At 68.4% G+C, this 25,425-nt stretch carries 24 protein-coding genes and 3 tRNA genes; 14 read left to right on the plus strand and 13 right to left on the minus strand.

What is annotated here, in order from left to right:
* Positions 1–23: 23 nt before the first annotated feature.
* Entirely contained in the window at positions 24–995 is a 972-nt protein-coding gene (locus RVF83_RS10440) for a 1,4-dihydroxy-2-naphthoyl-CoA synthase (protein ID WP_005199609.1), read from the minus strand.
* 160 nt (positions 996–1,155) lie between these two features.
* Here RVF83_RS10440 and RVF83_RS10445 point away from each other — a divergent pair, with 160 nt between their 5' ends.
* Together RVF83_RS10445 and RVF83_RS10450 are read left to right on the plus strand one after the other, a co-directional pair.
* Complete coding sequence (locus tag RVF83_RS10445; protein ID WP_005199610.1) at positions 1,156–1,407, plus strand: hypothetical protein; 252 nt, start codon at positions 1,156–1,158, stop codon at positions 1,405–1,407.
* Between the two features lie 25 nt (positions 1,408–1,432).
* Entirely contained in the window at positions 1,433–2,083 is a 651-nt protein-coding gene (locus RVF83_RS10450; RefSeq protein WP_039880807.1) for a PaaI family thioesterase, read from the plus strand.
* Between the two features lie 39 nt (positions 2,084–2,122).
* Here RVF83_RS10450 and RVF83_RS10455 read toward each other — a convergent pair whose 3' ends face one another.
* Entirely contained in the window at positions 2,123–4,225 is a 2,103-nt protein-coding gene (locus RVF83_RS10455; protein ID WP_005199612.1) for an Rv1355c family protein, read from the minus strand.
* Between the two features lie 171 nt (positions 4,226–4,396).
* Here RVF83_RS10455 and RVF83_RS10460 point away from each other — a divergent pair, with 171 nt between their 5' ends.
* Positions 4,397–5,158 carry a hypothetical protein gene (locus RVF83_RS10460; protein ID WP_005199613.1) on the plus strand — a complete coding sequence of 254 codons (762 nt, stop codon included), beginning with the start codon at positions 4,397–4,399 and terminating at the stop codon, positions 5,156–5,158.
* Here the strand turns inward: RVF83_RS10460 and RVF83_RS10465 are convergent.
* Positions 5,104–6,264 carry a GGDEF domain-containing protein gene (locus RVF83_RS10465; protein WP_005199614.1) on the minus strand — a complete coding sequence of 387 codons (1,161 nt, stop codon included), beginning with the start codon at positions 6,262–6,264 and terminating at the stop codon, positions 5,104–5,106. The two genes, RVF83_RS10460 and RVF83_RS10465, sit on opposite strands and share 55 nt — an antisense overlap.
* Before the next feature lie 466 nt (positions 6,265–6,730).
* Between RVF83_RS10465 and RVF83_RS10470 the strand changes: the two genes are divergently transcribed.
* On the plus strand, positions 6,731–7,912 hold the full coding sequence (locus tag RVF83_RS10470) for an EAL domain-containing protein (protein WP_005199615.1): 1,182 nt from the start codon (positions 6,731–6,733) through the stop codon (positions 7,910–7,912).
* Between the two features lie 111 nt (positions 7,913–8,023).
* Here the strand turns inward: RVF83_RS10470 and RVF83_RS10475 are convergent, their stop codons facing one another.
* From RVF83_RS10475 to RVF83_RS10490, 4 genes are all read right to left on the minus strand, one after another.
* Complete coding sequence (locus RVF83_RS10475; protein WP_005199616.1) at positions 8,024–8,470, minus strand: Hsp20/alpha crystallin family protein; 447 nt, start codon at positions 8,468–8,470, stop codon at positions 8,024–8,026.
* Between the two features lie 157 nt (positions 8,471–8,627).
* Positions 8,628–9,935 (minus strand): saccharopine dehydrogenase family protein, encoded by a 1,308-nt coding sequence (locus tag RVF83_RS10480; protein WP_005199617.1) that lies wholly within the window; start codon positions 9,933–9,935, stop codon positions 8,628–8,630.
* 48 nt (positions 9,936–9,983) lie between these two features.
* On the minus strand, positions 9,984–11,060 hold the full coding sequence (locus tag RVF83_RS10485; RefSeq protein ID WP_039880809.1) for an AbrB family transcriptional regulator: 1,077 nt from the start codon (positions 11,058–11,060) through the stop codon (positions 9,984–9,986).
* Positions 11,061–11,123: 63 nt separating this feature from the next.
* Complete coding sequence (locus RVF83_RS10490; protein WP_005199619.1) at positions 11,124–11,741, minus strand: class I SAM-dependent methyltransferase; 618 nt, start codon at positions 11,739–11,741, stop codon at positions 11,124–11,126.
* Between the two features lie 61 nt (positions 11,742–11,802).
* On the opposite strand from RVF83_RS10490, the gene menD reads away from it, so the two are divergent.
* Positions 11,803–13,491 (plus strand): 2-succinyl-5-enolpyruvyl-6-hydroxy-3-cyclohexene-1-carboxylic-acid synthase, encoded by a 1,689-nt coding sequence (gene menD, locus RVF83_RS10495; RefSeq protein WP_005199620.1) that lies wholly within the window; start codon positions 11,803–11,805, stop codon positions 13,489–13,491.
* A gap of 51 nt (positions 13,492–13,542) precedes the next feature.
* Positions 13,543–14,067 (plus strand): hypothetical protein, encoded by a 525-nt coding sequence (locus tag RVF83_RS10500; RefSeq protein ID WP_039880810.1) that lies wholly within the window; start codon positions 13,543–13,545, stop codon positions 14,065–14,067.
* Here RVF83_RS10500 and RVF83_RS10505 read toward each other — a convergent pair.
* Entirely contained in the window at positions 14,054–14,671 is a 618-nt protein-coding gene (locus RVF83_RS10505; RefSeq protein WP_005199622.1) for a Type 1 glutamine amidotransferase-like domain-containing protein, read from the minus strand. The genes RVF83_RS10500 and RVF83_RS10505 overlap by 14 nt on opposite strands.
* A 108-nt stretch (positions 14,672–14,779) precedes the next feature.
* Between RVF83_RS10505 and RVF83_RS10510 the strand changes: the two genes are divergently transcribed.
* Positions 14,780–15,931, plus strand: coding sequence for a glycosyltransferase family 4 protein (locus tag RVF83_RS10510; protein ID WP_005199623.1), 1,152 nt, complete (start codon positions 14,780–14,782; stop codon positions 15,929–15,931).
* A 67-nt stretch (positions 15,932–15,998) separates the two neighbouring features.
* Entirely contained in the window at positions 15,999–16,706 is a 708-nt protein-coding gene (locus RVF83_RS10515; RefSeq protein ID WP_005199624.1) for a demethylmenaquinone methyltransferase, read from the plus strand.
* A gap of 30 nt (positions 16,707–16,736) precedes the next feature.
* On the opposite strand, the gene RVF83_RS10520 is transcribed toward RVF83_RS10515, so the two are convergent.
* Together RVF83_RS10520 and RVF83_RS10525 are read right to left on the minus strand one after the other, a co-directional pair.
* Positions 16,737–17,744, minus strand: coding sequence for an oxygenase MpaB family protein (locus tag RVF83_RS10520; protein WP_005199625.1), 1,008 nt, complete (start codon positions 17,742–17,744; stop codon positions 16,737–16,739).
* A 218-nt stretch (positions 17,745–17,962) separates the two neighbouring features.
* Positions 17,963–19,246 (minus strand): geranylgeranyl reductase family protein, encoded by a 1,284-nt coding sequence (locus tag RVF83_RS10525; RefSeq protein ID WP_005199626.1) that lies wholly within the window; start codon positions 19,244–19,246, stop codon positions 17,963–17,965.
* 119 nt (positions 19,247–19,365) lie between these two features.
* Between RVF83_RS10525 and RVF83_RS10530 the strand changes: the two genes are divergently transcribed.
* Positions 19,366–20,382, plus strand: a complete 1,017-nt coding sequence (locus RVF83_RS10530; RefSeq protein WP_005199627.1) for a polyprenyl synthetase family protein — start codon at positions 19,366–19,368, stop codon at positions 20,380–20,382.
* 4 nt (positions 20,383–20,386) lie between these two features.
* On the opposite strand, the gene htpX is transcribed toward RVF83_RS10530, so the two are convergent.
* A complete protein-coding gene (gene htpX, locus RVF83_RS10535) occupies positions 20,387–21,244 on the minus strand; it encodes a zinc metalloprotease HtpX (protein WP_005199628.1) in 858 nt (285 codons plus the stop codon).
* Between the two features lie 201 nt (positions 21,245–21,445).
* Entirely contained in the window at positions 21,446–21,937 is a 492-nt protein-coding gene (locus RVF83_RS10540) for a YajQ family cyclic di-GMP-binding protein (protein ID WP_005199629.1), read from the minus strand.
* A 227-nt stretch (positions 21,938–22,164) separates the two neighbouring features.
* Here RVF83_RS10540 and RVF83_RS10545 point away from each other — a divergent pair.
* The 5 genes from RVF83_RS10545 to RVF83_RS10565 all read left to right on the plus strand — a co-directional run bounded on the left by RVF83_RS10545 (position 22,165) and on the right by RVF83_RS10565 (position 24,128).
* A tRNA-Tyr gene (locus RVF83_RS10545) sits at positions 22,165–22,245 on the plus strand.
* Positions 22,246–22,364: 119 nt separating this feature from the next.
* Positions 22,365–22,437: transfer RNA gene (locus tag RVF83_RS10550), tRNA-Thr, on the plus strand.
* A gap of 21 nt (positions 22,438–22,458) precedes the next feature.
* Positions 22,459–22,532, plus strand: a tRNA-Met gene (locus RVF83_RS10555).
* A 93-nt stretch (positions 22,533–22,625) separates the two neighbouring features.
* Entirely contained in the window at positions 22,626–22,793 is a 168-nt protein-coding gene (gene rpmG, locus RVF83_RS10560; protein ID WP_003929651.1) for a 50S ribosomal protein L33, read from the plus strand.
* Positions 22,794–23,030: 237 nt separating this feature from the next.
* The gene (locus RVF83_RS10565; RefSeq protein WP_005199630.1) at positions 23,031–24,128 is read left to right on the plus strand and encodes a fused (3R)-hydroxyacyl-ACP dehydratase subunits HadA/HadB; all 1,098 of its coding nucleotides are present in this window, start codon (positions 23,031–23,033) and stop codon (positions 24,126–24,128) included.
* Between the two features lie 72 nt (positions 24,129–24,200).
* Here RVF83_RS10565 and RVF83_RS10570 read toward each other — a convergent pair whose 3' ends face one another.
* Positions 24,201–25,304, minus strand: coding sequence for a cupin domain-containing protein (locus tag RVF83_RS10570; RefSeq protein WP_005199631.1), 1,104 nt, complete (start codon positions 25,302–25,304; stop codon positions 24,201–24,203).
* Between the last annotated feature and the right edge of the window lie 121 nt (positions 25,305–25,425).

Consider the following 25,425-nt stretch of genomic DNA (forward strand, 5'->3'; position numbering starts at 1 on the left):
ACCGTGCCCGCGTGCGGGACCCGTCAGTAGTAGTACGGGAAGTCGTCCCAACGCGGATCGCGCTTCTCCAGGAACGCATCCCGGCCCTCGACGGCTTCGTCGGTCATGTAGGCCAAGCGGGTCGCCTCACCGGCGAACACCTGCTGACCCATGAGGCCGTCGTCGGTGAGGTTGAAGGCGAACTTCAGCATGCGCTGCGCGGTGGGCGATTTGCCGTTGATCTTGCGGGCCCACTCGACGGCGGTGTTCTCCAGTTCGGCATGCGGGGCGACGCGGTTGACCGCGCCCATGCGGTGCATGGTCTCCGCGTCGTAGGCCTCGCCGAGGAAGAAGATCTCGCGGGCGAACTTCTGGCCGACCTGCTTGGCGAGGTAGGCGCTGCCGTAACCGGCGTCGAAGGAGCCCACGTCGGCGTCGGTCTGCTTGAACCGGGCGTGCTCGGCGGAGGCCAGCGTCAGGTCACACACGACATGCAGTGAGTGGCCGCCGCCGGCCGCCCATCCGTTGACCACCGCGATGACCACCTTGGGCATGGTGCGGATGAGTCGCTGGACTTCGAGGATGTGGAGTCGTCCGCCCTCGGCCTTGACCCGGGCCTCGTCGACGGAGTCGGCACCCGCCGCCACGACGTCGGTGTCGTGGCTGGTCGCGTACTGGTACCCGGAACGGCCGCGGATGCGCTGGTCGCCTCCGCTGCAGAAGGCCCACCCGCCGTCCTTGGGGCTCGGGCCGTTGCCGGTCAGGAGGATCGTGCCGACGTCGGGGGAGCGGCGGGCGTGGTCGAGTACCCGGTAGAGCTCGTCGACGGTGTGTGGGCGGAAGGCGTTGCGGACCTCCGGGCGGTCGAAGGCCACCCGCACGATGCCGTTCTCGCGACCCTCACCCGCGTGCCGGTGATAGGTGATGTCGGTGAGATCGGTGAACCCGGGCACCTGGGTCCACTGGGCCGGATCGAACGGCTGGTCGGCGGTCGTGGTGTCGTCGGTCGCGCTCATGCGCCCAGAGTAGTGATCGCAGACGGCCGAGCTCACGGCGGTCCGTCGGGTGCACGGGCGTCGGAATGGGTCAAAGGTCCTGATGAGTTCGCTTCCGGCGCGAACCGTATATGATGCGGGTTTTCAGCAAATTCCCAGTTCGCAATGCTTACATGGACCCATGAACACCTGGGGGTGGATTGTCGTCGGTGTGGCCGGCTGGTGCGTACTGGCCGCGGTCGTAGCCGTGATCGTGGGGCGGGCGGTACGGCTTCGGGACGAGAAGGAGCGCGGGCCGCGTGGTGTCCCGGATTTCGTCCCCGGCCCCCCGCACGGGTTCGTCCAGCACGGCGTGTGCATCGACCTGGACTCACACCGTCGCTCCGACCGGGACGATCCGAGCGGCGACGGGGAGCACCAGTCCGGCCGCTGAATCGGTGTTCTTATACGGTTGACCGGTGAGTGAAGCGAACGATCGTGCTGTGGAAACCGTCGAGGAAGACCCGCACGAGGGTGGTTTCCGGCCTCATGCGGCCATCACCACCGAGCGCGGTGGCCCGCGGTACGGGGAGTTCAGCGAACAGGTCCGGCTGCTCATGGACAACGCACGCTACGCGTGCCCCGACGACGAGCTCGTCGACGAACTCATCGAGCACCTCACCGCCGTCAACGAGCGCCTCGCCACGGTTCGCATCGACGAGTGGCATTCGCCTGCCGGCACCCGCATCGACCTGCCGTCCCGCGGCAACATCACCCTCCCGCCCTACGAGGTCGTCGAGGCCTCCGAGGACGGCGTCGTCGCCGAACTGGTCTTCCGCGACTTCCACCTCGGCGGCAACGCCGCCGCACACGGTGGACATGTCGCCGTCGCCTTCGACGACATCGGCGGCTACGCCTCGGCCGTGGCGATCCAGCATGTCAGCCGCACCGCCTACCTGAACGTCCAGTACCGCTCGATCACCCCGCTGAACACGACGCTGCGCGTGCGCGCCTGGGCGGAGAAGATCGAGGGCCGCAAGGTGTTCATCAAGGGCACCATGCATGACGGGGACCGGTTGTGCGCCGAGATGGACGCCCTGTTCATCAAGCTCAAACCCGGCCAGGCCTAGTCCGGCTGTCGAACCCGGCCTGTCCGTCCGGGTAGCCGGTCAGCCCGGGAGCCGGCGGCTGCGAACGGTCGGCGATGCCGACCGCGAGACCCGGAGTGCGATGGTGACGGCCTCGTTGTCGTCGACCGGGCACAGCTCGTCCATCTCACGCCGAAGGCCGGCGAGAACGTCGCCGTGGTTGCCCGACAGTGTGCGCGCCGTCGTCTCGTCCAGGGCGTACAGGAACGCGGGCGTCATGGGGTGGACGGCGTACCCGAGCTGCTCTGCGACGGCCCAGAGCTGTTCGACGACGAGTCCGGCTCGCAGGTAGTCCGCCGGCGTCCGTCCGCGCTGGACCAGCAGCAGGATTCCCGACGCCGAGACGACCCGTGCCGCCGCGTCGGCGCCCAGTGCGGCACCACCGCCCCATTCGTCCAGCAGAGACATCACATCGGCGCGACGGAGCACGTCGAGCATCCCGGCCATCGCCGGCGGCAGGTCGAGGGAGGCGATGTCGATCCCGGCGCCCTCCGCGGGGTCGGCGGTGAGTTCGGCGAACATCTCGCGGTGCAGCTCCGGAGTCAGGAAGCGTACCCGATCGGAGCGATCGGCGATCGAGGCGAAGGTCGTGATCCGCGCGCGGTCGGCGAGCGGCACGAGGCGGGTGATCTCGGTGTCGGCCACGTCGGCGAGACGGGTCAGATCGTCGTCACCGAGCGGTGAACCGTTCCCGGGCCCACGCCGGGTGCCCCGCGCCAGCAGTGTGCGGAGTTCGCGCTCGTACTCGGGGGCGTGCACGCCCGCACCGAGGCCCTTGAGCCGCACCCGTCCGAGGATCGTCCGATCGTCCGCGACGACGTCGATGTCGTCGAGTACGCCGCGACTCGCCGCGGCCACGCGGGCATTGTGCAGGGCGGCACCCACCGCGACTGCCGAGGCGCGGTGCTCGACGTCGAGCGTCGAGGTGCGGGACCGGTCCAGGGTGATGGTCACGGAGTCCTCGTCGGCGGTGATCTGCCACGGCTGCTGGTTGCCCGCCGACGGCGCGCGGCTCGCTGCGTGCGTGATGAGCTCGAGGTCGGACATCTCCTCGACCGGGAGCTCACGGTCTGCCGACCCGGCGGCCGCGCCGACGTTGTCGAGAGCACGGTCGAGGGGATCGGTGAGGCCGTCGAGCCAGGTGTCGCGGTCGAAGCGCACGCGTCCCGATGGCAGCGGCCTGCCCTGGACGAGGCGGCGGACCGCGGCGGCGACCGTCGCGCCCCCGAGGAGGACGTCGCCGGCGAGCTGCGGCCAGGCGGTGACCGTGTGACCGAGCTCGATCGCCGACGCGGCCATCGGCGCGGTGACCCTCGCCGGTTCGAGCACCTTGACGGCCAGCGGCGTCAGGTGCGCGCGGTCCAGGCCCACGAGGTCCTCCATGTCGAGGTCGCCCGCGAGGCCGTGGAACAGTGGGCGCTCCGGCTCGAGGTCGAAGCGCTCCACGTCCAGGGTCCCGCCGTCGCTCGTCTCCATCAGCACCGGGATGCCCAGCTCGCGGCACCGGTGCCGGACCAGCACCTTCACGTCGAAGGAATCGCATTCCTCGACGACGAGGTCGAGGCCGGCGAGGAAAGCGTCGATGTTCTCGGATGTTATGCCGTCCGAAAACACCGAGGTCGTCAGATACGGATCGATCTCGGAAATCCGACGAGAAGCCACCACGGCTTTGTTCACGTCGATATCCAGCAATGTTGCCGGAATTCGATTCATATTGGTCAGTTCGAGATCGTCGAAATCGGCCAGGCGTAATTCGCCGGCCAGTCCTTCGAGCGTCAGGGTGAGGGCGATGGCGTGACCCACGCTCAATCCGATGACACCGATGCGGAGTTTCGCCGCGGCATCGAGATCCGCGGCGGTCAGCTTATGCCGGTTGCGGTCCAGTCGAAGGCGACGGAAAGACAGCGGACCGGGGATCTTCACCAGTGACTTCCGCCAGGGAAAGTACGCGAAACGAGGATTCTCGGCCCGGAGCGCGGGGTCGCCCGCAGGGAGGATCTCGTCGAGCGCTCGGGCGGTCTGCACGGTCATGTCGGTCACGTCGATCGAGTCGTCGTGGACCAAGGAAACCGGGACTTCGGACTCGGAGTAGAGGACGGCGGCGGTGGCCGGCACAGAGCGCATACCTCATCGTGGCCTACTCGACTACGTGTCGCCAACCGGACCGATAGGCGCCGAATCCGGAGGAAAACGCGCTCGTGAGCCTGCACAAAAACGCGCTTATGGCAACATAACACGCGGGGTCAGGGGAGATCACGCGACAAATTCCTCCTTTTCGGAAGGTGCAATGCTGCGATGAAAACGATGAAAACCGCCGGTGAGGCGAGTCGAACGGGCGTTCTGCATGCCACCGCCCGAGAGGTGGGGTCGGACTACACGGTCATCGCGGCCGCGCCCGGCCGTGAGAGGGCGTTGTGGGATCGGTACCTGAACGGGGCCGCCGCATCGTACGAACGGCACGGCTGTGCCGCCGCGCTCGACTACGACGAGGTCTCGACGGGAGCGGGAACGGCACTGTTCTTCGCTGTCCTCGACGACGCCGACCAGGTCCGGGGCGGTCTGCGTGTCCAGCCGCGGTTCAGCGCGGCGGCCCAGTCGCATGCGCTGGTCGAGTGGGCCGGACAGCCCGGTCAGGTGCAGCTGGTGAACGCGATCGAGTCGCGCCTTGCCGGCGGAATCGTCGAGGTCAAGACGGCCTGGGTGGACGAGAGGTCGCCGATCGCGCGGTCGGTGGCGGGCCAGCTCTCGCGGCTGGGCCTGGTGATCATGGAGATGTCGGGCACCGACCACATGATGGCGACCGCGGCCGACCATGTGCTGCGGCGCTGGCAGTCGGGCGGTGGGCGCGTCGACGAATCCGTGCCGCCGACCCCGTTCCCCGACGAGCGGTATCGTACGCGCCTCATGTGGTGGGACCGTGCACGCATCCGCGAGCACACCTCTCCCGAGACGTGGCGTCGGATGCGAATGGAAGCCGACATCCTGCAGACTCCGGGGGCGCCTCAGCTCCTGCCCGGACGTGTCTCCATCTCGACGAAGTCCGCCGGACGCTGGTAGAAGACCTCGTACAGGGTCGCCGACGGAGGCGAGGCCGGCGGATCCTCGGCGGCGTGGGAGCTCAACGTGCCGTCGTTCCACACGATCGGATCGATCGTGTCGATGACCGTCGTGTCGCGGCCGCTCTCCTTCGCCCGGTAGACGCATTCGTCGGCGCGACCCAGCAGGCTGCCGACGACGTCGTCGGTCGAGTGGGCACTTCCGTTCCGCGAGGACATCAGCGGTGCGCAGACACCACCGACGCTGACCGTCACCGGTGCGGTCGCGGCGACGGCGGCGCGGAGGCGCTCGGCGCAGCGCCAGAGCTCTTCCTGGTCACGGACGACGTGGAAGAGGAGGAACTCCTCGCCCCCGTAGCGGCACACCTCGGAACCGACCGGTGCGTGCTCGCGGATGGCCGCGGCGGCGGTGAGCAGGACGCCGTCGCCGGCGAGGTGCCCGTATTCGTCGTTGATCCGCTTGAAGTGGTCGACGTCGAGCAACAGGATCCCGATCCATCCTGTCGAGGACCGGGCGGCCGACAGCAACTGCGATGCCCGGATGAGGAATCCGCGACGGTTGAGCAGGCCGGTCAACGGGTCGATCCCGCAGAGTCGGGTCTGCTGATCGAGAACGGCCTCCATCGATTTCCGGAGCGCCACCACGAGGAACACCGGGACGACGATGACCCCGAACATCGCGCCGAAGCTGATCATGAAGGTGGGAACGGAGCGCGCGAGGACCGCGAGGACGACCGCGGTGCACGCACTGGCCAACGCCAGATGAGACAGGATGAGCCGGGGCGAGGCGGTGATGGCGCCGATCGCCGGGATGACGGCCACGATGGCCAGCACCAGGGCCGCGGTCAGGGGATCGGCGAGGATCAGCGACGTGCCGCCGATGCCGGCGATTCCGAGACCGCCGAGGACAGCGAACTCCGGGTCGGTCAGCCGGCGACGCAAAGCGGTGACGGCGAAGATCAGGGCGATGAACGTCCAGATGGCCATCAGGAGAACCATCTTGCCGGGCTTGATGGTGTGGGGTGCGAGTAGGGCGATGAGCGGCAGGGGCAATACGCCACCGGTACTGATCAGCGTTGCCATGGAGCGCGCGTCGTAGCGCCGCATCACATTCCTGATCAAGGCCATACGCCGGGACCGCTTTCCGTCGCTTTGACCGCGCATGCGGTCACGGACACTCCGAACATCGGGATTTGCGAAAACAAAATCGTAACCGGAACGAACGAATCCTTCAGTGGCATCGCACCCAGGAGTTGCGGCTACCTTACCAGCCGTTTTCTAGCCTTTCTAATTGTTCGCCGAGATCTGAGGAAAGGGAAAGTGTCGGCGAACAGCGTCGTCTGTTACCCGGACCCCGGAATATTACGGCCGGGCGGTCGCTCGTGCTCGCCGGCGTGATTGCCGACACCATCGAACCGGTCGAATTCCTCCGGCCGAATCCGCAGTTCTTCGGCCGCGACCCGCGCGGCTGGTGCGCTACGGAACCGTGGGTCGGCGAGTAAAGTCTCGCCCACGGTGGGACGTGGCGATCAGGCCGCGGCCGGGGGGATCGGACGAGACAGATGATGGAGTGTTGAAGCGCGACGCAACGGTGATCGCGGTCTCGGTCGACCCCTATCACCGCGCTGTCGTCGCCTACGGGTACCAGGCCACCGTGTCGAACGCCGAACTGTTCGTCGAGCAGGTCTTGATGCCGATCAGTCCGCGCGCCCGGTTCGACCGCCGCTCGGACCTGCAGTGGCTGATCTCCCTCTCCGCCCACGACGGCGGCCACGACGCGCTCATCGACGCGACCCGGCGCAAACTCGGCGCGCACACCGTCAGCGACGGCGATCGCAGCACCTTCCTCGACGTCTGCATGGGTGTCGCCGTGGGTGCGGACCTCCGTGCCATCGCCGACGAGACCGACCTGGTGCGGCACGCCGACGCCGCCCTGTGCGTCGCGCTCACTCGGCGTGTGCACGTCGAGTTCGCGCACCCGAGCATGGTGCGGCAGATCAGCGCGGAGGTCGATCTCGCGGCCTGGCTCACCCGGTCGGTGGAGCGCGACTTCTCGGTCTTCTATCAACCGATCGTCGCGATGGCGGACCGGCGGGTGGCGGGTTACGAGTCGCTGCTGCGGTGGCACACCGAATTCGGGGTTCTCGCCCCCGATGCGTTTCTCGCAGTGGCCGAGGGCATCTCGCTGCTCGCGCCGATCGGACGGCACGCCATCGGGGAGGCCATCCGCGATCTGGCCACCGACATCTCCGAGACGGCTGGGGACGAGGCCTTCGTCTCGCTCAACCTCTCGGGGCAGCAGCTCTCCGACGAGGGTCTCGTCTGCTACATCGACGGCCTGATCCGCGACCACCGCGTCGACCCGGCGCGGGTGTGGATCGAGGTCCGCGAGGATCAGGTGGTCCGGTTGGAGACCTCGGCGGCCCGGACCGTCAACGGCCTGCACGACCTCGGGTGCACGATCTGCGTCGACGACCTCGGGGCCGGTTTCTCGGCCCTCCGCTACGTCCGCGATCTGCCCGTCGACGTCCTGAAGGTCGATCGCACACTGATCGCCCAACTTGCGCACAGTCATTCCGATCGTGCTGTGGTGCGTGCGATCTCGGAGATGGCGGCGGCTACCGGGCTGCGGATGGTGGCCGAGGGCATCGAGAGTGACGATGTGCTGGAAGTGCTGGCGGAGTTCGGCTTCGACTACGCGCAGGGATTCTTCTTCGGCCGGCCCGAACCGCTGGCCACCTGGGTGGGCCGGTAGTCCCGCGTCCGAGCGGCCGACGACGATGCGCCGAACGGCCGGTGCGCCGACCCCGGCGCACCGGCCGCCCGTGGTGTTCCCCGATGACGTTCGAGGAGCAGGGTTTTCGGATTACGTGACAGTCCCGGTCTCGATCTCCTGCTGCCTGTTGATGCTCTCCACCTCGATGCGGCGTGGCTTGGCCTTCTCGGCCACCGGGATGGTCACGGTGAGCACGCCGTTGTCGTAGCGGGCGGAGATGCCGGCACTGTCGATGGAGTCACCGAGGGTGACCTGGCGTCGGTAGGTTCCGGAGAACCGTTCGCTGGCCAGCCACTGGACGCCCTCGTCGGATGGGGCAGATCGCTGAGCGGACAACGTGAGTACGCCGTTGTCGACGCTCACGTCGATCGAGCCCGGGTCGGCGCCCGGCAGGTCGGCGACGAGCATGTAGTGGTCGTCGACCTTGTAGAGGTCCAAGGGCATGAACTTGGGAGTACGCGCGGTTCCGGCAGCCGAACCGGTCAGCATGCCCCGGGCCCAGGCATCCATGTCGGAAAACGGATCGAAACGCAGCACAGCAGTTCACCTCCTGTCTTACAAGGCTGCCCGCCACTCGTCCGGCGAGCAGCTCAACGCTGTACTGACACCGAAGATAGCACCGGATTCCGCGCTCGTCTAGCACTCTCGGGTAGTGAGTGCTAAAACATTCCCGGGCGGTGGTCGCCGGCCCGGATCAGCCGAGTTCGGTTGTGTCGATGGTGAATCCGGCGTCGCGGAGGCGATCGATGAGGGCGTCGCCCATCGCCACCGCGGTCGTCAGGACGCCCGTCCGGGCCGGCAGACGGTCGCGGTCGAGCGCGAGGGTCAGGGCGCTCTCGGCGAGCATCACCGCGGTCGCCTTGTATCCGGGGTCGCCCTGCGCACGCATCTGCGCGCGATAGCGTCGGCCGGTGGTCGTCCGGGTGAACGTCTCCACCACGAAATGCCCACTGTTGCGGGTCTTCTCGCTCGGCCCGTCACCCGGCTTCGGGAGGACACGGTCGAGCAGCCGGCGGGTGGGGCCGAAGCTCATGGCACCCATGAAGGCGCCGGTGCCCACGGCCACCGCGCCGGCGGCGAGGGTCGACACGGCCGGGACCCCGCCCACGTTCATCGTCTCCGCATAGTGGAAGTTCGAGCCGTAGGCGTTGTCCAGCAGCGCATTCGACCGCCGGACGATCCGGGTGTTGTGTGCCGCCATGAAGAACGGGGCGAGCGTGCCGCGCAGCGACGGATCGACCTTCTTGGCGTTGATGATCGACAGGTCGCTCGGTTCGTCGGACAGGCTGACCCGGGGGACCTCGCCGGGGCCGCCGGAGAGGGCCTGCGGGTTGAGCATCAGGCGCCGGGCCTGAGAGTTCTTGGCCTCGTCGGCGATGACCCGCATCGAGTCGATCGTTCCGCCGGACAGGCCGCCGCGCATCGACTTCACGACGAGCGTGGTGTCGGTCATCTCGCCGGCACCGTCCTCGGCGACCTTCCTGTACAGCGCGTAGGTGGTGATGTCGGACGGGACGGAGTCGAAGCCGCAGGAGTGGACGATGCGTGCACCCGAGGCGACCGCGGTGTCATGTGCCTTGTCGATGGAGTAGCGGACGAAGGGGACTTCCCCGGTGAGGTCGACATAGTCGGTCCCGGCGGTGGCCGCTGCGACGACGAGTGCCTCGCCGTACTTGAGGTAGGGGCCGACCGTCGTGCAGACGACCTGCGTGCGCGCGACCATCGCGTCGAGCGCTGCGGGTGAATTGGAGTCGGCCACGATCAGCGGCCAGTCCCGGGCGCGGAGCGGCAGACGTTCGCGGACCTGGGTCAGCTTGGACTCGTTGCGGCCGGCGAGCGCCACCTTGGTGCCGATCGGTGCGTGGTCGGCGAGATACCGTGCGGTGATCTCGCCGACGAAGCCGGTGGCGCCGTAGACGACGACGTCGAACTCGCGGGCGTGCGACCCGGCCGCGGCCTGGTTGTCGTTGCTGTTTGTCTCGGTGTTCGATTCCCCGCTCATCTCTCCGACTTTACGTGGGATGCGGGTCACATGTGACCGGCGAGTCAGTTACTCGTCGCGGCCACTGCGCCGGGAGGCGGCACGTGCGGCGAACGGCGCCACGAACAGCATGAGGAGTACCCGCAGGATCTGCGCCGCGACGACGAAGGCCACGTTCCCGCCCGCGCCGGTGGCCGCCGCGAGGACGGCATAGATGCCGCCCGGGGTGGTCGCGAGGTAGCAGTCGAACATCGACTCCCCGGTCCAGGCGGACAACGCGACACCGAGCAGCGCGCACCCCACACCGATGGCCAGGATCAGGGCCAGCGCATACGGCAGGACGCGGCCGATCGCCCGGAGGCGCTCCATGGTGAAGCCGAGCCCGGCCTGCCACCCGATCAGCGCATAGGCGACCGTGAGGAGCATCGGCGACACCGCGGCATCGCCGGCGATCCCGGTGAGTTCGGCCGCCGTCGAGAGCGCGAGGGGGCCGAGCAACCCGGCGGCCGGGAGGCGCAGGAGTCGTCCCGCGGGAAGGCCGATTCCCAGGCACACGACGAGCAGCAACAACCCCCACGCCTGGTCTGTCCACGACGCCGGGACGACCTCGACCGCGCCCTCGCCGGCCCCGAAGACGAGGGAGGCGACGAGCGGGATCGTGACGGTGACGAGCGCGACGCGCAGGTACTGGATGACCGCGACCATCCGTTCGTCGCCGCCGAACTCACGGGTGAGGGCGACCAGCCCGGAGGCGCCGCCCGCCACGAGTGCCAGCGAACCGGTGAGCGGGTCGACGTCCCGGTGTAGACCGAGGAGCGCGCCGCAGACGACCGAGATCGCGAGGGTCGCGACACCGATCACCAGCACCGGGAACCACGACGATCCCAGTCCGCTGATCGTCTCGGGCTCGGCCATCGTGCCGATGAAGACGCCGAGCACGCCCTGGGACGAGACGAACGCCCAGCGCGGCACGATCGGGGCGTCGGGGTCGTCGGCGGAATTCCGTTGCCGGGGTGCACGACCGGCGATCGCGAGCAGTCCGGCGACGACGAGGCCGGCGAACAGGGCCGCCGCGTCGACGTCGAACAGTTCCAGGATCAGCGTCGCGGCCGCGGTCAGAAGTGCCAGCAGTGTCCAGCGACGCATTGTGCCCACAGTAGGGCAGCACCTCGGCAGGTGCGGTGCGAGGCCGGGGAACGCCGGGCGAGGTCAGGCGGGCTGAGCGGTGCCCAGGCTCAGTGCCCCATGGGGTTTCGGGACGCCCGGTTGGTAGAAGGAGTCGACGCTGCCGAGGTCGAAGCCCGCCGCCGTCAGTTCGGCTCGTACGTCGCGGGTCAGGTGGCAGCCGCCGACGAGGCGCTTCTGGATCGGCTCCAGGCGGTGCTGCCAGCGACGGACCTTCTCGTCGGGGGCGAGTCCGTGTTCGAGGAAGGCCAGGGTGGCGCCCGGCCGGAGGACGCGCCGGATCTCGGCGAGGGCCGCGCCGAGGTCGGGGATGGTGCACAGGGTGAACGTCGACAGCGCGGCGTCGAAGGACTCGTCGTCGAACGGCAGTTTCTGGCCGTCGAGCCCGGAGCGCTCGATCGGGACCGACGACCCGGCGACCCGATCGGCAGCCATCCGCCAGCCGACGTCGGAGGGCTCGACCGCCGCGACCTCGGTGATCGTGTCGGGATAGAGCCCGACGTTGAGACCGGAGCCGAATCCGACCTCGAGCAACCGTCCGCTCAGCGGGGCGCAGGTGCGCTCTCGCAGTGGTGTCAGGGCCGACATCCCGCACGCGACATGGACCAGATGCGGGACGACGCGGTCGTCATAAAAGCCCACGTGACCAGCGTAACGCCGCTCCCCGGCGCACTGCGAGAGTTCGAGTCCCTAGGCTTGAGGAATGAATCGACCGGTTCCGAATCCCTCGACGCTGCAGGCGCGGGTCATCGTCGACGAGATGATCCGGGGCGGTGTGCGGGAAGCCGTACTGTGCCCGGGGTCCCGGAACGCGCCGCTGGCCTTCGCCCTGCACGCCGCCGACGCGGCGGGCCGTCTGCGCCTGCACGTCCGCATCGACGAGCGGTCCGCGGGTTACCTGGCGCTGGGTCTCGCGGTGTCGTCGAAGGAGCCGGTGCCGATCGTCATGACCAGCGGCACGGCCGTGGCGAACATGGGACCGGCGGTCTTCGAGGCCAACTACGCCCGCGTGCCCCTGGTCGTCGTGAGCGCCAACCGGCCGTATGAGCTGCTCGGCTCGGGTGCCAACCAGACCGTCGAACAGTTCGGTCTCTTCGGCACCCAGGTGCGCGCCGCCATCAGTCTCGGTCTCGCCGAGCGGGACCTCGACACCAACAGCCAGTGGCGGTCTGCCGTCGGTCGCGTGCTCGCCGCCGCGCGTGGCGCGCGCACCGGCAACGCCGGCCCGGTCCAGTTCGACATCCCGCTACGGGAGCCGCTCGTGCCCGACCCGGACGAGGTCGGGGACGACGATCTGGGTTCGTTCTCCGGACGTCCCGGCGGGCTGCCGTGGACGCAGGCACCCGTCGGCAAGCTCGACGTCCCGCTGCCGATCGACCTGTCGCTGGACACGGTCGTGGTGTCCGGGCACGGCTCCGGTGAGCATCCCGCACTCGCCGACGTGCCGACTGTCGCCGAACCGACCGCGCCGCACCCGGCGACCCCGCTGCACCCGCTCGCACTCGACTCGGTGCGTCCCAAGCAGGCGATCATCTGCGGCCGTCCGACACTGCATCGAGGTGTGTCGCGGCTGCTCGCCGACCCCGAGGTCCGGGTCTACGCGCTGACCACCGGTCCGCGCTGGCCCGACGTCTCGGGCAACGTCTTCGCCACCGGCACCCGGATCGAGGTGATCGGCGAACCGCGCGAGGACTGGCTCAAGGAGTGCGCCGCGGTGCAGGAACGGGTGGCCGGGGCGGTCGAGGCCGAGCTCGAGGAACCCGGTCCGACCACCGGACTGCACGTCGCACGCGCGGTCAGCGCCGCCATGGCTCCGGGAGACCAGCTCGTCGTCGGGGCGTCGAACCCGATCCGCGACATCGCCCTCGCCGGACGGGTCGCCGAGGGTGTGCGCGTCCTGTCCAACCGTGGCGTCGCCGGCATCGACGGGACCAACTCGACGGCGATCGGTGCCGCGCTGGCCCTCGACCACGAACGTCCCGGTGCCCGCACGATCGCCCTGATGGGTGACCTGACCTTCATCCACGACGCCACCGGCCTGGTCATCGGGCCCGGGGAGCCACGGCCCGAGTCGCTGCGGATCGTCGTGGCCAACGACGACGGCGGCGGGATCTTCGGGCTGCTCGAACAGGGTGACCCGCGCTACAACGCCGGGCAGTACGCCGGCGCCTACGAGCGCGTCTTCGGAACCCCGCACCGCACCGACATCGCGTCGATGTGCGCGGGCTTCCACATCCCGCACCGGCGCGTCGGCGTCGACGAACTGCGGACCGTTCTCGCCGAGGAACCGGCGGCCGGCGGCATCGAGGTGATCGAGGTGGCCACGGATCGGAATCGGCTGCGGTCGGTGCACGCGGCGATCGCGGCCCGCCTGCGAGGGTCGACGGACTAGTCGCGACGGCGGTCGGTGTCCCCGGCGGGGCCGCCGGTTACCCTGAACGGCATGAATCCGGTGATCCAGCGACGCGTGCAGCTCGGGTTGCTCGTCGTCGGGATCACCATCACCGCGATGGCGTTCTCGCTCGTCGCCGGCTGCTTCAAGAACGACTCCGCGATCGAGGCCAGCAAGGCCACCGTGATGGCCGAGGTCGTCTCGGTGGATGCGCTGCACGCCGCGGTCGACTTCCAGACGCCCGACGGCTCGTTCCACAGTCCGCGTTTCGGCCTGCTCTATCCCACCGAGCTCAGCGAGGGACAGCGGATCAGCGTCGAGTATGCCGCCTACAACCCGGATCTCGCGCGCCCGACCGGGCGCACCGCGATGCTCTCGATCATCCCGGGCCTGTCGGTCGCCGTCGTCGGCTGGGTGGTCGTCGGCCTGCTGATGGTCGGGGTCGCGGAGTTCAGCCGACGCCGGAACCGCCGGACCGCGGAGAACAGTTCTGCTGACGCCGGCTCGTCCGACGTTCCGACGACGGCCGATCACACGGGCGAGGCCACCGAGGAGGAGTCCGTCAGCCCGCGATGACCGTCGTGGTCCCGCCGGAGATCACGAGTGCCTCGTCGTCGCGCAGGAAATGCAGCGGATGGCCGGCGAACTCCTGCCGCGTCCGTTCGATCCGGCCGGGGCCGCCGACGGTTCCCTCCGCATGCGGGACGACCGTGACGTCGATGAGCCCGAGGGCGGCGGTCGAGGTCAGCGGTGCCGCTTCGGTCGGGTCGTCGAGCAGCGCGAGCGGCGCGATGTCGGGACCGATGACGCACGCACCGGCACTGACCCCGATGTAGGGCAGTCCGCGGCGGACCGCGTCGACGAGAGGGCGGTCGGCGCCCGCGTGGCGGAGCGCGCCGAGAAGGTGGAAGACGTTGCCGCCGGATACGAACACCGCGTCGATCTCGCTCAGCGCGCGGGTGAACGAAGCCGCCGAGACCAGTTCCGGATCGACGTCGACGACCACGAATCCCTGGTCGCGCAGGCTGCCGCGGTCGAGGTCGAGCCACGCCTGGTCGGGGTAGATCGACGACGCCGTCGGGATGAAGCCGATGCGGGCGCCGGCGCCGACCCGGGGGACGAGGAAGTCACGCACCGGGGTGAGCCATCGGCTGAGCAGCAGTAGGTCCATGTCGGGCACACGTCCACTGTGCACCGGCGGCGCGGGTCGTCGGGAATTCACCAGGCGTTGCGCGTCGTGTCACGCGCTGCGTCGTTGCCGGTCAGATCGGAGGCGCAGGGTCGGGGTATGCGCGTAGCGATCGTCGCCGAGAGTTTCCTCCCGCAGATGAACGGGGTCGTCAACTCCGTCCTGCGGGTCGTCGATCATCTGGAGTCCACCGGCCACGAGGTGGTCGTCATCGCCCCGGACACGCCGCGGGGATGTGCATCGGCGCCACGGACGGTCGGCCGGCGTACGCCGGTGCATCTCGTGCCGGCCGTGCGGGTTCCGCGGGTGACGTCGCTGCCGGTCGGGGTGCCGCTGCCGCTGCTGTACCGGGTACTGCGCGACTTCGCGCCCGACGTCGTGCACCTGGCCTCCCCGTTCGTGGTGGGAGCTGCGGGTGCCGCGGCGGCACGGGCGCTGGGTGTGCCGACGGTCGCGGTCTTCCAGACCGACGTCGCCGGGTTCGCCTCGGCCTACCGGCTGGGCGCGGTCGAGAAGGCGGCCTGGCGCTACACCCGGAAACTGCACGAGATGTGCGATCTGACCCTGGTCCCGTCGACCGAGACGATGAACGCTCTCGCCGCGCGCGGGGTACCGCGGTTGCGGAGGTGGGGCCGGGGCGTCGACCTCGACCTGTTCTCGCCCGATCGGCGTAGCGGTGCGCTGCGCGCCGAGTGGTCACGCGGCCAGGAGGACGCGCTGGTGTGCGGGTTCGTGGGTCGGCTGGCGCCGGAGAAGCACGTCGAGCGGCTGGCGGGACTGTCGGGAGATCCTCGGGTGCGGCTGGTGGTCGTCGGCGACGGTCCCGAACGTGCCCGACTCGAACGGCTGCTGCCGGACGCGGTGTTCACCGGTGAACTCCGCGGCGAGGCGCTGGCCCGCGCTTACGCATCCTTCGACGTCTTCGCGCATGCCGGCGAACACGAGACGTTCTGTCAGACGATCCAGGAGGCGATGGCCAGCGGCCTGCCGGTCATCGCACCCGACGCCGGTGGGCCACGCGATCTGGTGACGACGTTCCGCACCGGCTATCTGCTCGAGGTCGCGCGGTACGAGAAGATGCTTCCCGCGGTCGTCGACTCGCTGCACGACGACGCGGTGCGTGCCGCATTCGGGCGGGCGGCCGTCCAGGCGGTGCGAACACGGACGTGGCCGGCGGTGTGTGCCGAACTCGTCGACCACTACCGGTCGGTGACGGGTGCCGGGGTCGCGGCTCTCGACCGGCCGGCCTGAGCGCGACCAGAGTCGCCGGGCCCACCTCGCGGTCATCACACCGTCGGTGCGCGGTAGCGTGACTGCCATGGCATCCACGGGCGCGAACCCACCTCAGCGAGCAAGTCTGGAGAAGGACCCGGCCGAGGTCGCGGCCATGTTCGACGGCGTCGCCCGCCGTTACGACATCACCAACACCGTGCTGTCCTTCGGACAGGATCGCGGGTGGCGCAAGAAGACCCGCAAGGCGCTCGATCTGCGCCCGGGCGACATCGTCCTCGACCTCGCCGCGGGAACCGCGGTGTCGACCGTCGAACTCGCCTCGTCGGGTGCGCACTGTGTCGCAGCCGACTTCTCACTCGGCATGCTGAAGGCCGGCGCCCACCGCAACGTACCCAAGGTCGCGGCCGACGCGTTGTCGCTCCCGTTCGCCGACAACTCCTTCGACGCAGCCACCATCTCCTTCGGCCTCCGCAACGTGAACGACGTCCCCAAGGCCCTCGCCGAGCTGCGTCGGGTTCTGAAACCCGGTGGGCGACTGGTGATCTGCGAATTCTCGACGCCGACCCTCAAGCCGTTCCGCACCGTGTACATGGAGTACCTGATGAAGGCGCTGCCCGCGGTCGCGACCAAGGTGTCCAGCAGCCCGGCCGCGTATGTCTATCTCGCGGAATCGATCCGGGCCTGGCCCGACCAGTTCGCCCTCGGCGACCTCATCCGCGAAGCGGGCTTCGACCAGGTGCGCTGGCAGAACATGACCGGCGGAATCGCCGCGATCCACTCCGCGCGAGCCTGAGGCTCGTCGCCCAGCGCTCCCTGAGGTGGATCAGGAACCGGCGGCCTGCTGCGCATCCTCGGTGAGGAGTTCATGCGGAACCGGGCAGCCTGCGGCGCCGGCCTTCTCGCCCTTCGGTGCCGGGCAGCCCGCGCCGAAGGTGCCGAGTTCCTCGAGGCGGTAACCGTTGGGGTAGCTGCGGACCTGCTTGGTCTGGCGGCCGAACAGCGGCTCGGTCCGCGGCGGGAAGAACAACCGGATCGCGAGGCCACGGGCCTTCAGGCCGCCGCGTACCAGGATGCGTTCGACGAGGGTCGGCTTCGGGTACTTGAATGCGGTGAGCAGTCGATCGTCCATGAGCGCGAACGACATCCGGCGCACCACTGCGCGGGGGAGCAGCTTGTAGGGCATGAAGGTGCCCAGCAGGTCCAGCGTCGAGTCCGCGACGGCCAGGGCGTCGGCGCTGAAGGCGAAGTTGGCCGTCTCGTAGTCCTCGTAGAACTGCTTGAAACCCTCGTACGTCTCCGGGATGTCCTTGATGCCCATGAGCTGCCCGACGCGGCGGTAGTAGTTCGTGAGGCCGCGGACCTCGTGGTTGGTGAGCTTGCGCCACTCGTAGGCGTTGACCCACTCGACCGGGCACACCACGAAGGTCGAGAGCACGTAGAGGAAGTCGCCGTTGGGGATGTCGTACATGCCGTGCATCTGGTTGATGCGTCGGATGCCGGCGCGGCCGAGGGGACTGTCGACGCCGTGTTCGATCGGGGCGTCGAGCAGGAGGACCGTGTCGTCGTAGCGCTTCTGCGTCGACTCGGTGAACTGGCTCGTCTTGTAGAGCAGGTCACCGATCGACGGTACGGCGTACGTGCGGAACAGTGCGAAGCTCAGCGCCTGGGTGATGCCCCAGGGGAACTCCTGGGTGGCCAGCGCCCGGGCGACGGCCGTGGGGTCGTTGTCGGCGTCCATGCGATCGATGTCGCCACGCAGGTGATAGCGCTGCGCCACCCGGTTCTGGACGGCGTGCTTGGCGCGGGTGGCGAGAGTGGATGCAGTGGACATGTTCCATCTCCAGGGGTCGGCGGTGGTCTCGATTCTTGCACGATGTGGTCGGCGCCACACTGTTGGAACAGTACCGCCTGAACGTCTCATTGGGTACCTGGGGTGGTGAGACGTCGCAGATTTTCCCGCGGGACCAATTCCTTCCCGCCTGCCGGATAGCGCACGCGGGAAGGAAACGACACCGCGGGAGGTAAACGCACCCGCGGGAGTTCGGGCCCTCAGGCGAACGGCGGCCGCGGATCGAGACGGTGGGAGATGCGGCCGACGGTCCGCCAGGCGCGCGCCACGAGGTCGGCGTCCTCGTCGGTGATGAGGTTGCCCATGACGCGGACGACCAGAGACATCAGCTGCGGGGACCGGATGCCGGGGCGACCGAGCGTGGGCACGGTCTGCGGCATCGTCAGGAGTCCGGCGAGGCGTCGGGCAGCCGAGAACGCGAGTCCGTAGTGGCCGACGAGGATGTCGCGCCAGCGGTCGGTGTAGTCGTCGGCGCCGAGAAGTTCGACGGCGAGCCGGGCGGTCTCCATCGCGTAGTCGATTCCCTCGCCGTTGAGCGGGTTGACGCATGCGGCGGCGTCGCCGATGAGTACCCAGTTGCGGCCGGCGACGCCGGTCACCGCGCCGCCCATCGGCAGCAGCGCCGATGCGATGCGGACCGGCGGTCCGCCGAGGGCCCATTCGTCGTTGACCATCGCCGCGTAGTGCTCGAGGATCGGGCGAAGTGCCATGTGCGCCGGTCGTTTCGCGGTCGCGAGCGCGCCCACGCCGACGTTCACCAGTCCGCCACCGGCGCCGCCGTCGGCACCGCCGAGCGGGAACACCCAGCCGTAACCGGGAAGGAGTTCGCCGTCGGGACCGCGCAACTCCAGATGTGAACCCATCCAATGGGAGTCGGCGCGGGCCGACGGTGCATAGGCGCGCGCCGCGACCCCGTAGGCGGTGTCCCGATGCCATTCGCGCCCAAGGGCTTTGCCGAGTCCCGACCGCACACCGTCGGCGACGATCAGGTCACCCACCCGCACGGTGTGGGTGGTGCCGCCGGCGGAGAACGTCACCGCGCCGACCCGGTCGCCGTCCATGGTGACGTCGACCGCCTTGGCGCCCTGCACCATTCGGACGCCCTTGCCGACCGCGTGCGCGCGGATCGCGTCGTCGAACTCGGTCCGTGCGACCGCACTGCCGTACGCGGGGAAGCGGCCCGACGGCCAGCGGACCTGCTGACGCGCGCCCCACCCGTTGAGGAGTAGCCCGTCGATGCGGGGCCGGTCGGCTACCAGAGAGCCGAGGCCGAGCGAGTCGAGTTCGGCGATGGCGCGCGGGGTGAGTCCGTCGCCGCACGTCTTGTCACGCGGGAACACCGCGGCGTCGACCAGGACGACGTCGCGACCGGCCGCCGCGGCATGTGCTGCCGCCGCCGATCCGCCCGGTCCCGCGCCGACCACCAACACGTCGGCGTGATCGGGGTAGGAGACATCCCGGGGCGTCGAATTCTCAGGGCTCACCCGAACAGTATGTCCGTACCCCGGACCGGATAGGCTCGGCAGGCAGGTGGGGTCACGAGGACACTCGGGCCTCCGCCGACACACATTAGCCGGATCAGACGAGATGGGGCGGCGTAGCTGTGAAGTCCACATTCGCCGGGTTGGACCTGGTATCGGATGAGTTCGCCGAAACGGTGCGCTCCTCGTTGCAGAAGGTCGAGGACCTGCTGCTGGGTGAGCTCTCATCCGGGGACGAGGTCATGACCGAGGCGGCGACGCACCTGGCCAAGGCCGGCGGCAAGCGGTTCCGGCCGATGTTCGCGATCCTCGCCTCGCAGTTCGGGCCGCGTCCCGACTCCGAGGACGTGATCACCTCGGCCACCGTCGTGGAGATGATCCACCTCGCGACGCTGTACCACGACGACGTCATGGACGAGGCCTCCATGCGGCGGGGCGCCCCGAGCGCCAACGCCCGCTGGACGAACTCCATCGCGATCCTCTCCGGCGACTTCCTGTTCGCCCGTGCCTCGCGCCTGGTGTCGACGCTGGGGCCCGAGGCGGTGCGCATCATCGCCGAGACCTTCGCCGAACTCGTCACCGGCCAGATGCGGGAGACCGTCGGGGTGAAGCCCGGTGCGGACCCCATCGACCACTACCTGCAGGTGGTGTGGGAGAAGACCGGCTCGCTGATCGCGGCCGCCGCACGCTTCGGCGCGATGGCCTCCGGCGCGACCACCGACGACATCGAAAGACTCTCCAAGATCGGCGACATCGTCGGCGTCGCCTTCCAGGTGTCCGACGACATCATCGACATCAGTTCGGTCTCGGTCGACTCGGGCAAGACGCCGGGCACCGACCTGCGCGAGGGCGTCCACACCCTGCCTGTCCTCTACGCACTCACCGGCGACGACGCCACGTCGGCGCGGCTGCGCGAACTCCTCGTCGGATCCGACGGCGGTTCACGCCCGCTCACCGATGACGCCGAGGTCGCCGAGGCTCTCCAATTGCTCGAATCGTCGGCCGGCATGGCCGCGGCACGCGCGAAGCTGCAGAGCTTCGCCGACGAGGCCCACGCGATGCTCGCCGAGCTGCCGGAGACCCCGGCGCACAAGGCGCTCTCGTCGTTGGTGGACTACACCATCGACCGCGTCGGGTAGACGTTCACCGCCCGTTGCGGGCCATCTCCTGGAGACGCCGGATGCGTTCGGCGGTCGGGGGGTGGGTGGAGAACATCTTCGCCATGCGGTCGCCGGCCCGGAACGGGCTCTCGATCATCATGTGCGACTGCGCGGCGATGTCGGGCTGCGGCGGCAGCGGTGCGGCCTGCACCCCGCCGGAGATCTTCGCCAGCGCCGATGCGAGCGCGAGCGGGTCGCCGGTCAGCTCGGCGCCCGACTCGTCGGCCTGGAACTCGCGCGACCGCGAGACGGCCATCTTCACGAGCGTGGCCGAGATGGGTCCCAGGAACGCCACCAGGATCATCGCGAGCGGATTGGGGCCGTTGTCGCGCCCGCCGAACGCACCCATGAACATCGCGAAGTTGGCCAGGCCGCTGATGACCGCGGCCATGGCGCCGGCGATCGAGCTGATCAGGATGTCGCGGTTGTAGACATGCGACAGCTCGTGCCCGAGCACCGCACGCAGCTCGCGCTCGTCGAGCAGCTGCAGGATCCCCGTCGTGCAGCACACGGCGGCGTTCTTCGGGTTGCGGCCCGTCGCGAAGGCGTTCGGGGACTCGGTTGGAGAGATGTAGAGCGCAGGCATCGGCTGGTGGGCGGCGGTGGCCAGTTCACGCACGATCCGGTAGATGACGGGCGCCTGCAGCTCGGTGACGGGCTGGGCGTGCATCGCCTTCAGCGACATCTTCGCGCTGTTGAAGTACACGTAGGCGTTCATGCCCACGGCGACGATCACCGAGCCCCACAGGATCAGGGGGCTCCGGAACAACGCGCCGATCCCGACGATGATCGCCGACATCACACCCAGCAGGGCCGCGGTCTTCAATCCGTTGAGATGCATCGGGGGTCCTCGTCTGTCGTGCGCCGAATCCGGGAAATGAAAGGCGCCTCAGTCAGTCAAACGACGCAGTGTCCGTTTGGGTTTCCGACGGGCCCCGGTGCGATCTTGCACACAGTTCCGGCCGCCGGGCGTTCGTGGGGGCGGGGTGGATAACGACATCCCCGCCCGGCACGGATGGCGGGCGGGGATGTGGCCTGGTGATCAGCGGTAGTTGACGAACTGCAGGGCGATACCGAAGTCCTCGCCCTTGAGCAGGGAGATCACGGCCTGGAGGTCGTCGCGCTTCTTGCTCGAGACACGGAGCTCGTCACCCTGAATCTGAGCCTTGACGCCCTTCGGGCCCTCGTCGCGGATCTTCTTGGAGATCTTCTTCGCGTGTTCGGAGTCGATGCCCTGGACCAGCTTGCCGCTGATCTTGAAGGTCTTGCCCGACCCCACGACCTCGCCGGCGTCGAACGCCTTCAGGGAGATGTCCCGGCGGATCAGCTTCTCCTTGAACACCTCGAGACCGGCCTGTGCACGCTCCTCGGCGTCGGAGGTGATCACGATCGTCTCCTCGCCGGACCACTCGATACCGGTGTTAGTGCCGCGGAAGTCGTAGCGCTGCGACAGCTCCTTGGCAGCCTGGTTGAGGGCGTTGTCGACCTCTTGACGGTCGACCTTGCTCACCACGTCGAACGATGAATCAGCCATGTCCGACAGGTTATGTCATCGCCTCGGGCGGACCGGGTGTGTGGCCGGGGTTTCGACGTGGCCCGACCGAGAGATGGGACGTGGCTCGGTCGGCGGCGGTGCGTCAGGCCGGCCGGGAGGTGCCGACAGCGGGGCGCTGACCAGCCGGTTTGCGTGTGGACGTATGGTTCGTTGTATTCTTCACCGCGTTGTTCGAACGACCGTCACGGCGGCCGTGGGAGCAGCACGGCAGGTTGCCCGAGCGGCCAAAGGGAGCGGATTGTAAATCCGTCGCGCAAGCTACATAGGTTCGAATCCTATACCTGCCACGAACGTGGTGAGCGTTCATGAAAACTGCCTGACAGACGGTCTCTGACCTGCGATTTGTCTAGCACGGACATGAGTGTGTAACCTCGTTAAGGCTCTCGAGCAGAAATGCCCGGGGCACGCCCCCTTAGCTCAGTCGGCAGAGCGTTTCCATGGTAAGGAAAAGGTCGACGGTTCGATTCCGTCAGGGGGCTCGCTGGACGACAAGTCCGCGGGGCGGTGTAGCTCAGCTGGTTAGAGCGCACGACTCATAATCGTGAGGTCGAGGGATCGAGTCCCTCCACCGCTACACATCGGGTCCGACCGGAACCGAGCGCAAGGGTCGCAAGCCCTGAGGGAACTGCCGAACCCGACCACGTACCACTCGAAAGAAGGCAATCAAGTGGCCTCCTCAACAGATGTTCGCCCCAAGATCACCTTGGCATGCGAGGTGTGCAAGCACCGTAACTACATCACCAAGAAGAACCGCCGCAACGATCCCGATCGCCTCGAGATCAAGAAGTTCTGCCCGAACTGCGGCAAGCACCAGGCGCACAAGGAATCGCGCTAAGCGACGTCAGTCGGCGATTCCGGTATAAGAACCAGCACACGGGCTGCCTCTGCGAAGAGGCGGCTCGTTTTGCTTGTTACCGGGCCAGGTGGTCGCCCGTCGCAGGTGCCTCGCACAACTCAATAAACTCAATCGAGACAACACGCGCAGCGCGGCGCGGGTGGGTCGTCGACTTTCGGCCCACGTAGTCCGGTCCGGGCCCCTCCCGACCGGTCATGCGAAGGGAGTAGTGGTCAGATGTCAGACGCGGGTGGAACAGACCTCCAGGAGCGGATCGCCGAGTCGAAGAACGGCGGCGCCAAGCTCACCCCCGAGGAGATCGCCGCGCACACGCAGTCGCTTGTCGGCTTCCACTACACCGTCGACGACTACTACGAGATCGGTCGCGAAGAGGTCCGCAAGCACGCGATGGCCGTACAGGACGCGCACCCCACCCACTGGAGTGAGAAGGGCGCACGCGAGTACGGCCACGAGACCCTGATCGCCGCACCCACCTACGTCTCCGTACTCGGCATCATCGCCCAGCGCAAGCTGTTCGAGGACGTGATCACCGGCTACGACATGTGGCAGATCATGCAGACCGACCAGCGCCTCGTCTACCACCAGCCGATGAAGGTCGGGGACCGCCTGATCTGCGACGTCTCGCTCGAGTCGTTCCGCCACGTCAGCAGCCCCGAGATGATCGACCTGATGGTCACCAAGAACGTCATCTGGAACCAGCACGACGAGCCGGTCATGACCACCTGGACCTCGCTGGCCGCACGCCCCGGCATGGATGTCGACCCCGAGCTCGAGGCCTCCCTCGATCACGTGATGATCAAGATCGATGCCATCGGCGATCCCGGGCACACCGTCGACGCCAAGGCCGGTCGCTACGATCTGCCCGACCCGACCCAGAGCCCCGGTGCGTACGCTGCGGTGAACTTCGACACCCTCTCCGTCGGGCAGGAACTGACGCCGAAGCGGTACTTCCTCACGCGCGGCAACCTGTCGAACTACGCCGGCGTCGCCGGCGACCCGAACCCGATCCACTTCTCCGACCACGTGATCAACGCGGCCGGGATGGACGACGTGGTCGCCCACGGCATGCAGACGATGGGCCTCGGCGCCAGCTTCGTGTCGGAGTTCATCGGCGACCCGGCCGCTTTCTGCGAGTACAGCGTCCGGTTCACCAGCCCGGTCTACGTCCCGGCCGACGACAGCGCTGCCGTCGACTTCACCGGCAAGGTCAAGTCGCTCGACCCGGAGACCCGGCGCGGCACCATCGCGATCACGGCGAAGCAGGGCGACCGCCGGATCTTCGGCCGCGCCACCGTGGTCGTCCAGTTCAACTGACGATGTAAACGCGAACAGACAACGACGGCGGCGACCAGTGCGGTCGTCGCCGTCGTCGTTCCACCGGTTCCCTCAGCGCAGGGGAGTGATCCCCTGCGCACCCCTCGGGAACGTGGCCAGGGTCGCTTCGTCGATGTTGAGGTGTTGCGCCAGCAGCTTCGGCGGGACGTGGCTCAGCCACTGGGCCAGTGACACCTCCTCGTACTTCTCGGCGCGGAACACCTCGAGGAACTGCAGCACTTCGTCACCGGTGTTCTCGACATAGTGGCCGTAGTTGCGCCGGACGACGCCGACGTCCCCGGCGCGGAAGTCGGTGGTGTTGGCGTGCGGGCCGGTGTTGAACACCGTCATCCGGCCCTGACCCCGCAGGTAGTACTGCCATTCGCCGGCGTTCGGATGCCAGTGCAGTTCACGCATGGACCCTGGTTCGATGCTCACCAGCGCGGCTGCGACCGTGTTCGACACCGGGAAGTTGGTGCTGTCGGCGATCTGGATGCTGCCGCCGCTGTTCTCGACGACCGGCTTGGTCCGCGACAACCGGAAGATGACCGGTTCGCTCGCCCCCCACTCGACTCCGGCGGTGTCCTGGCCGGCCGCGAGGTCGCCGGGTTCGTCGCCGGGGAAGATCCACAGGTTGTGCAGCGGGATGTCGTCGAACACCTCCTGCGCCACACCGAAATTCTTCGCCAACACCTCCGGAGGGGTGTGCGCGAACCAGTCGGTGAGCAGCAGCGTGTTGCTCTCCGACTGCTCGCCGTCGTGAAAGGCCAGGACGAACTCGCCGCCGTCGGGGCCGAGGCCCTGCAGTGAATGCGGCGTGCCGGCGGGGAAGAACCAGAGGTCGCCTTCCTCGACGTCTTCGACGCTGGGCTTGCCGGACCGGCTGAGCGTCGTGACGCGGACGCGGCCGCGGGTCATCACCGCCCACTCGGAGGTCTGGTGCCAGTGCAGTTCGCGGATTCCGCCCGGTTCGAGAAACATGTTGACCCCGGCGATCTCCTCGGAGATCGCGAAGTCCTGTTGGGTGAGTTCGCGAGCCCAACCGCCGGCCTGGATTCGGCGCGACGATATGTTGAACGACGACCAGAAGAACGGCTGCGTGCTGACGTCCGTCGCGGGCGGATCCATCTGGTCGGGGAACTGGCTGTCGATCGCCGGATTGCGGGGACCGCGCATCTCGGTGCTGCGCGGGTGGTCGAACGGTGTTGACGCTGCCCTCCGGCGGGAGGTCCGGGTTGCCGACGGTGGGGGTCTCGTGTCCGACGGTGGTGTCGTTCTTCGGCGGATTCATGATGTC

This window comes from Gordonia rubripertincta (genome assembly GCF_038024875.1).
GTDB lineage: Bacteria > Actinomycetota > Actinomycetes > Mycobacteriales > Mycobacteriaceae > Gordonia > Gordonia rubripertincta.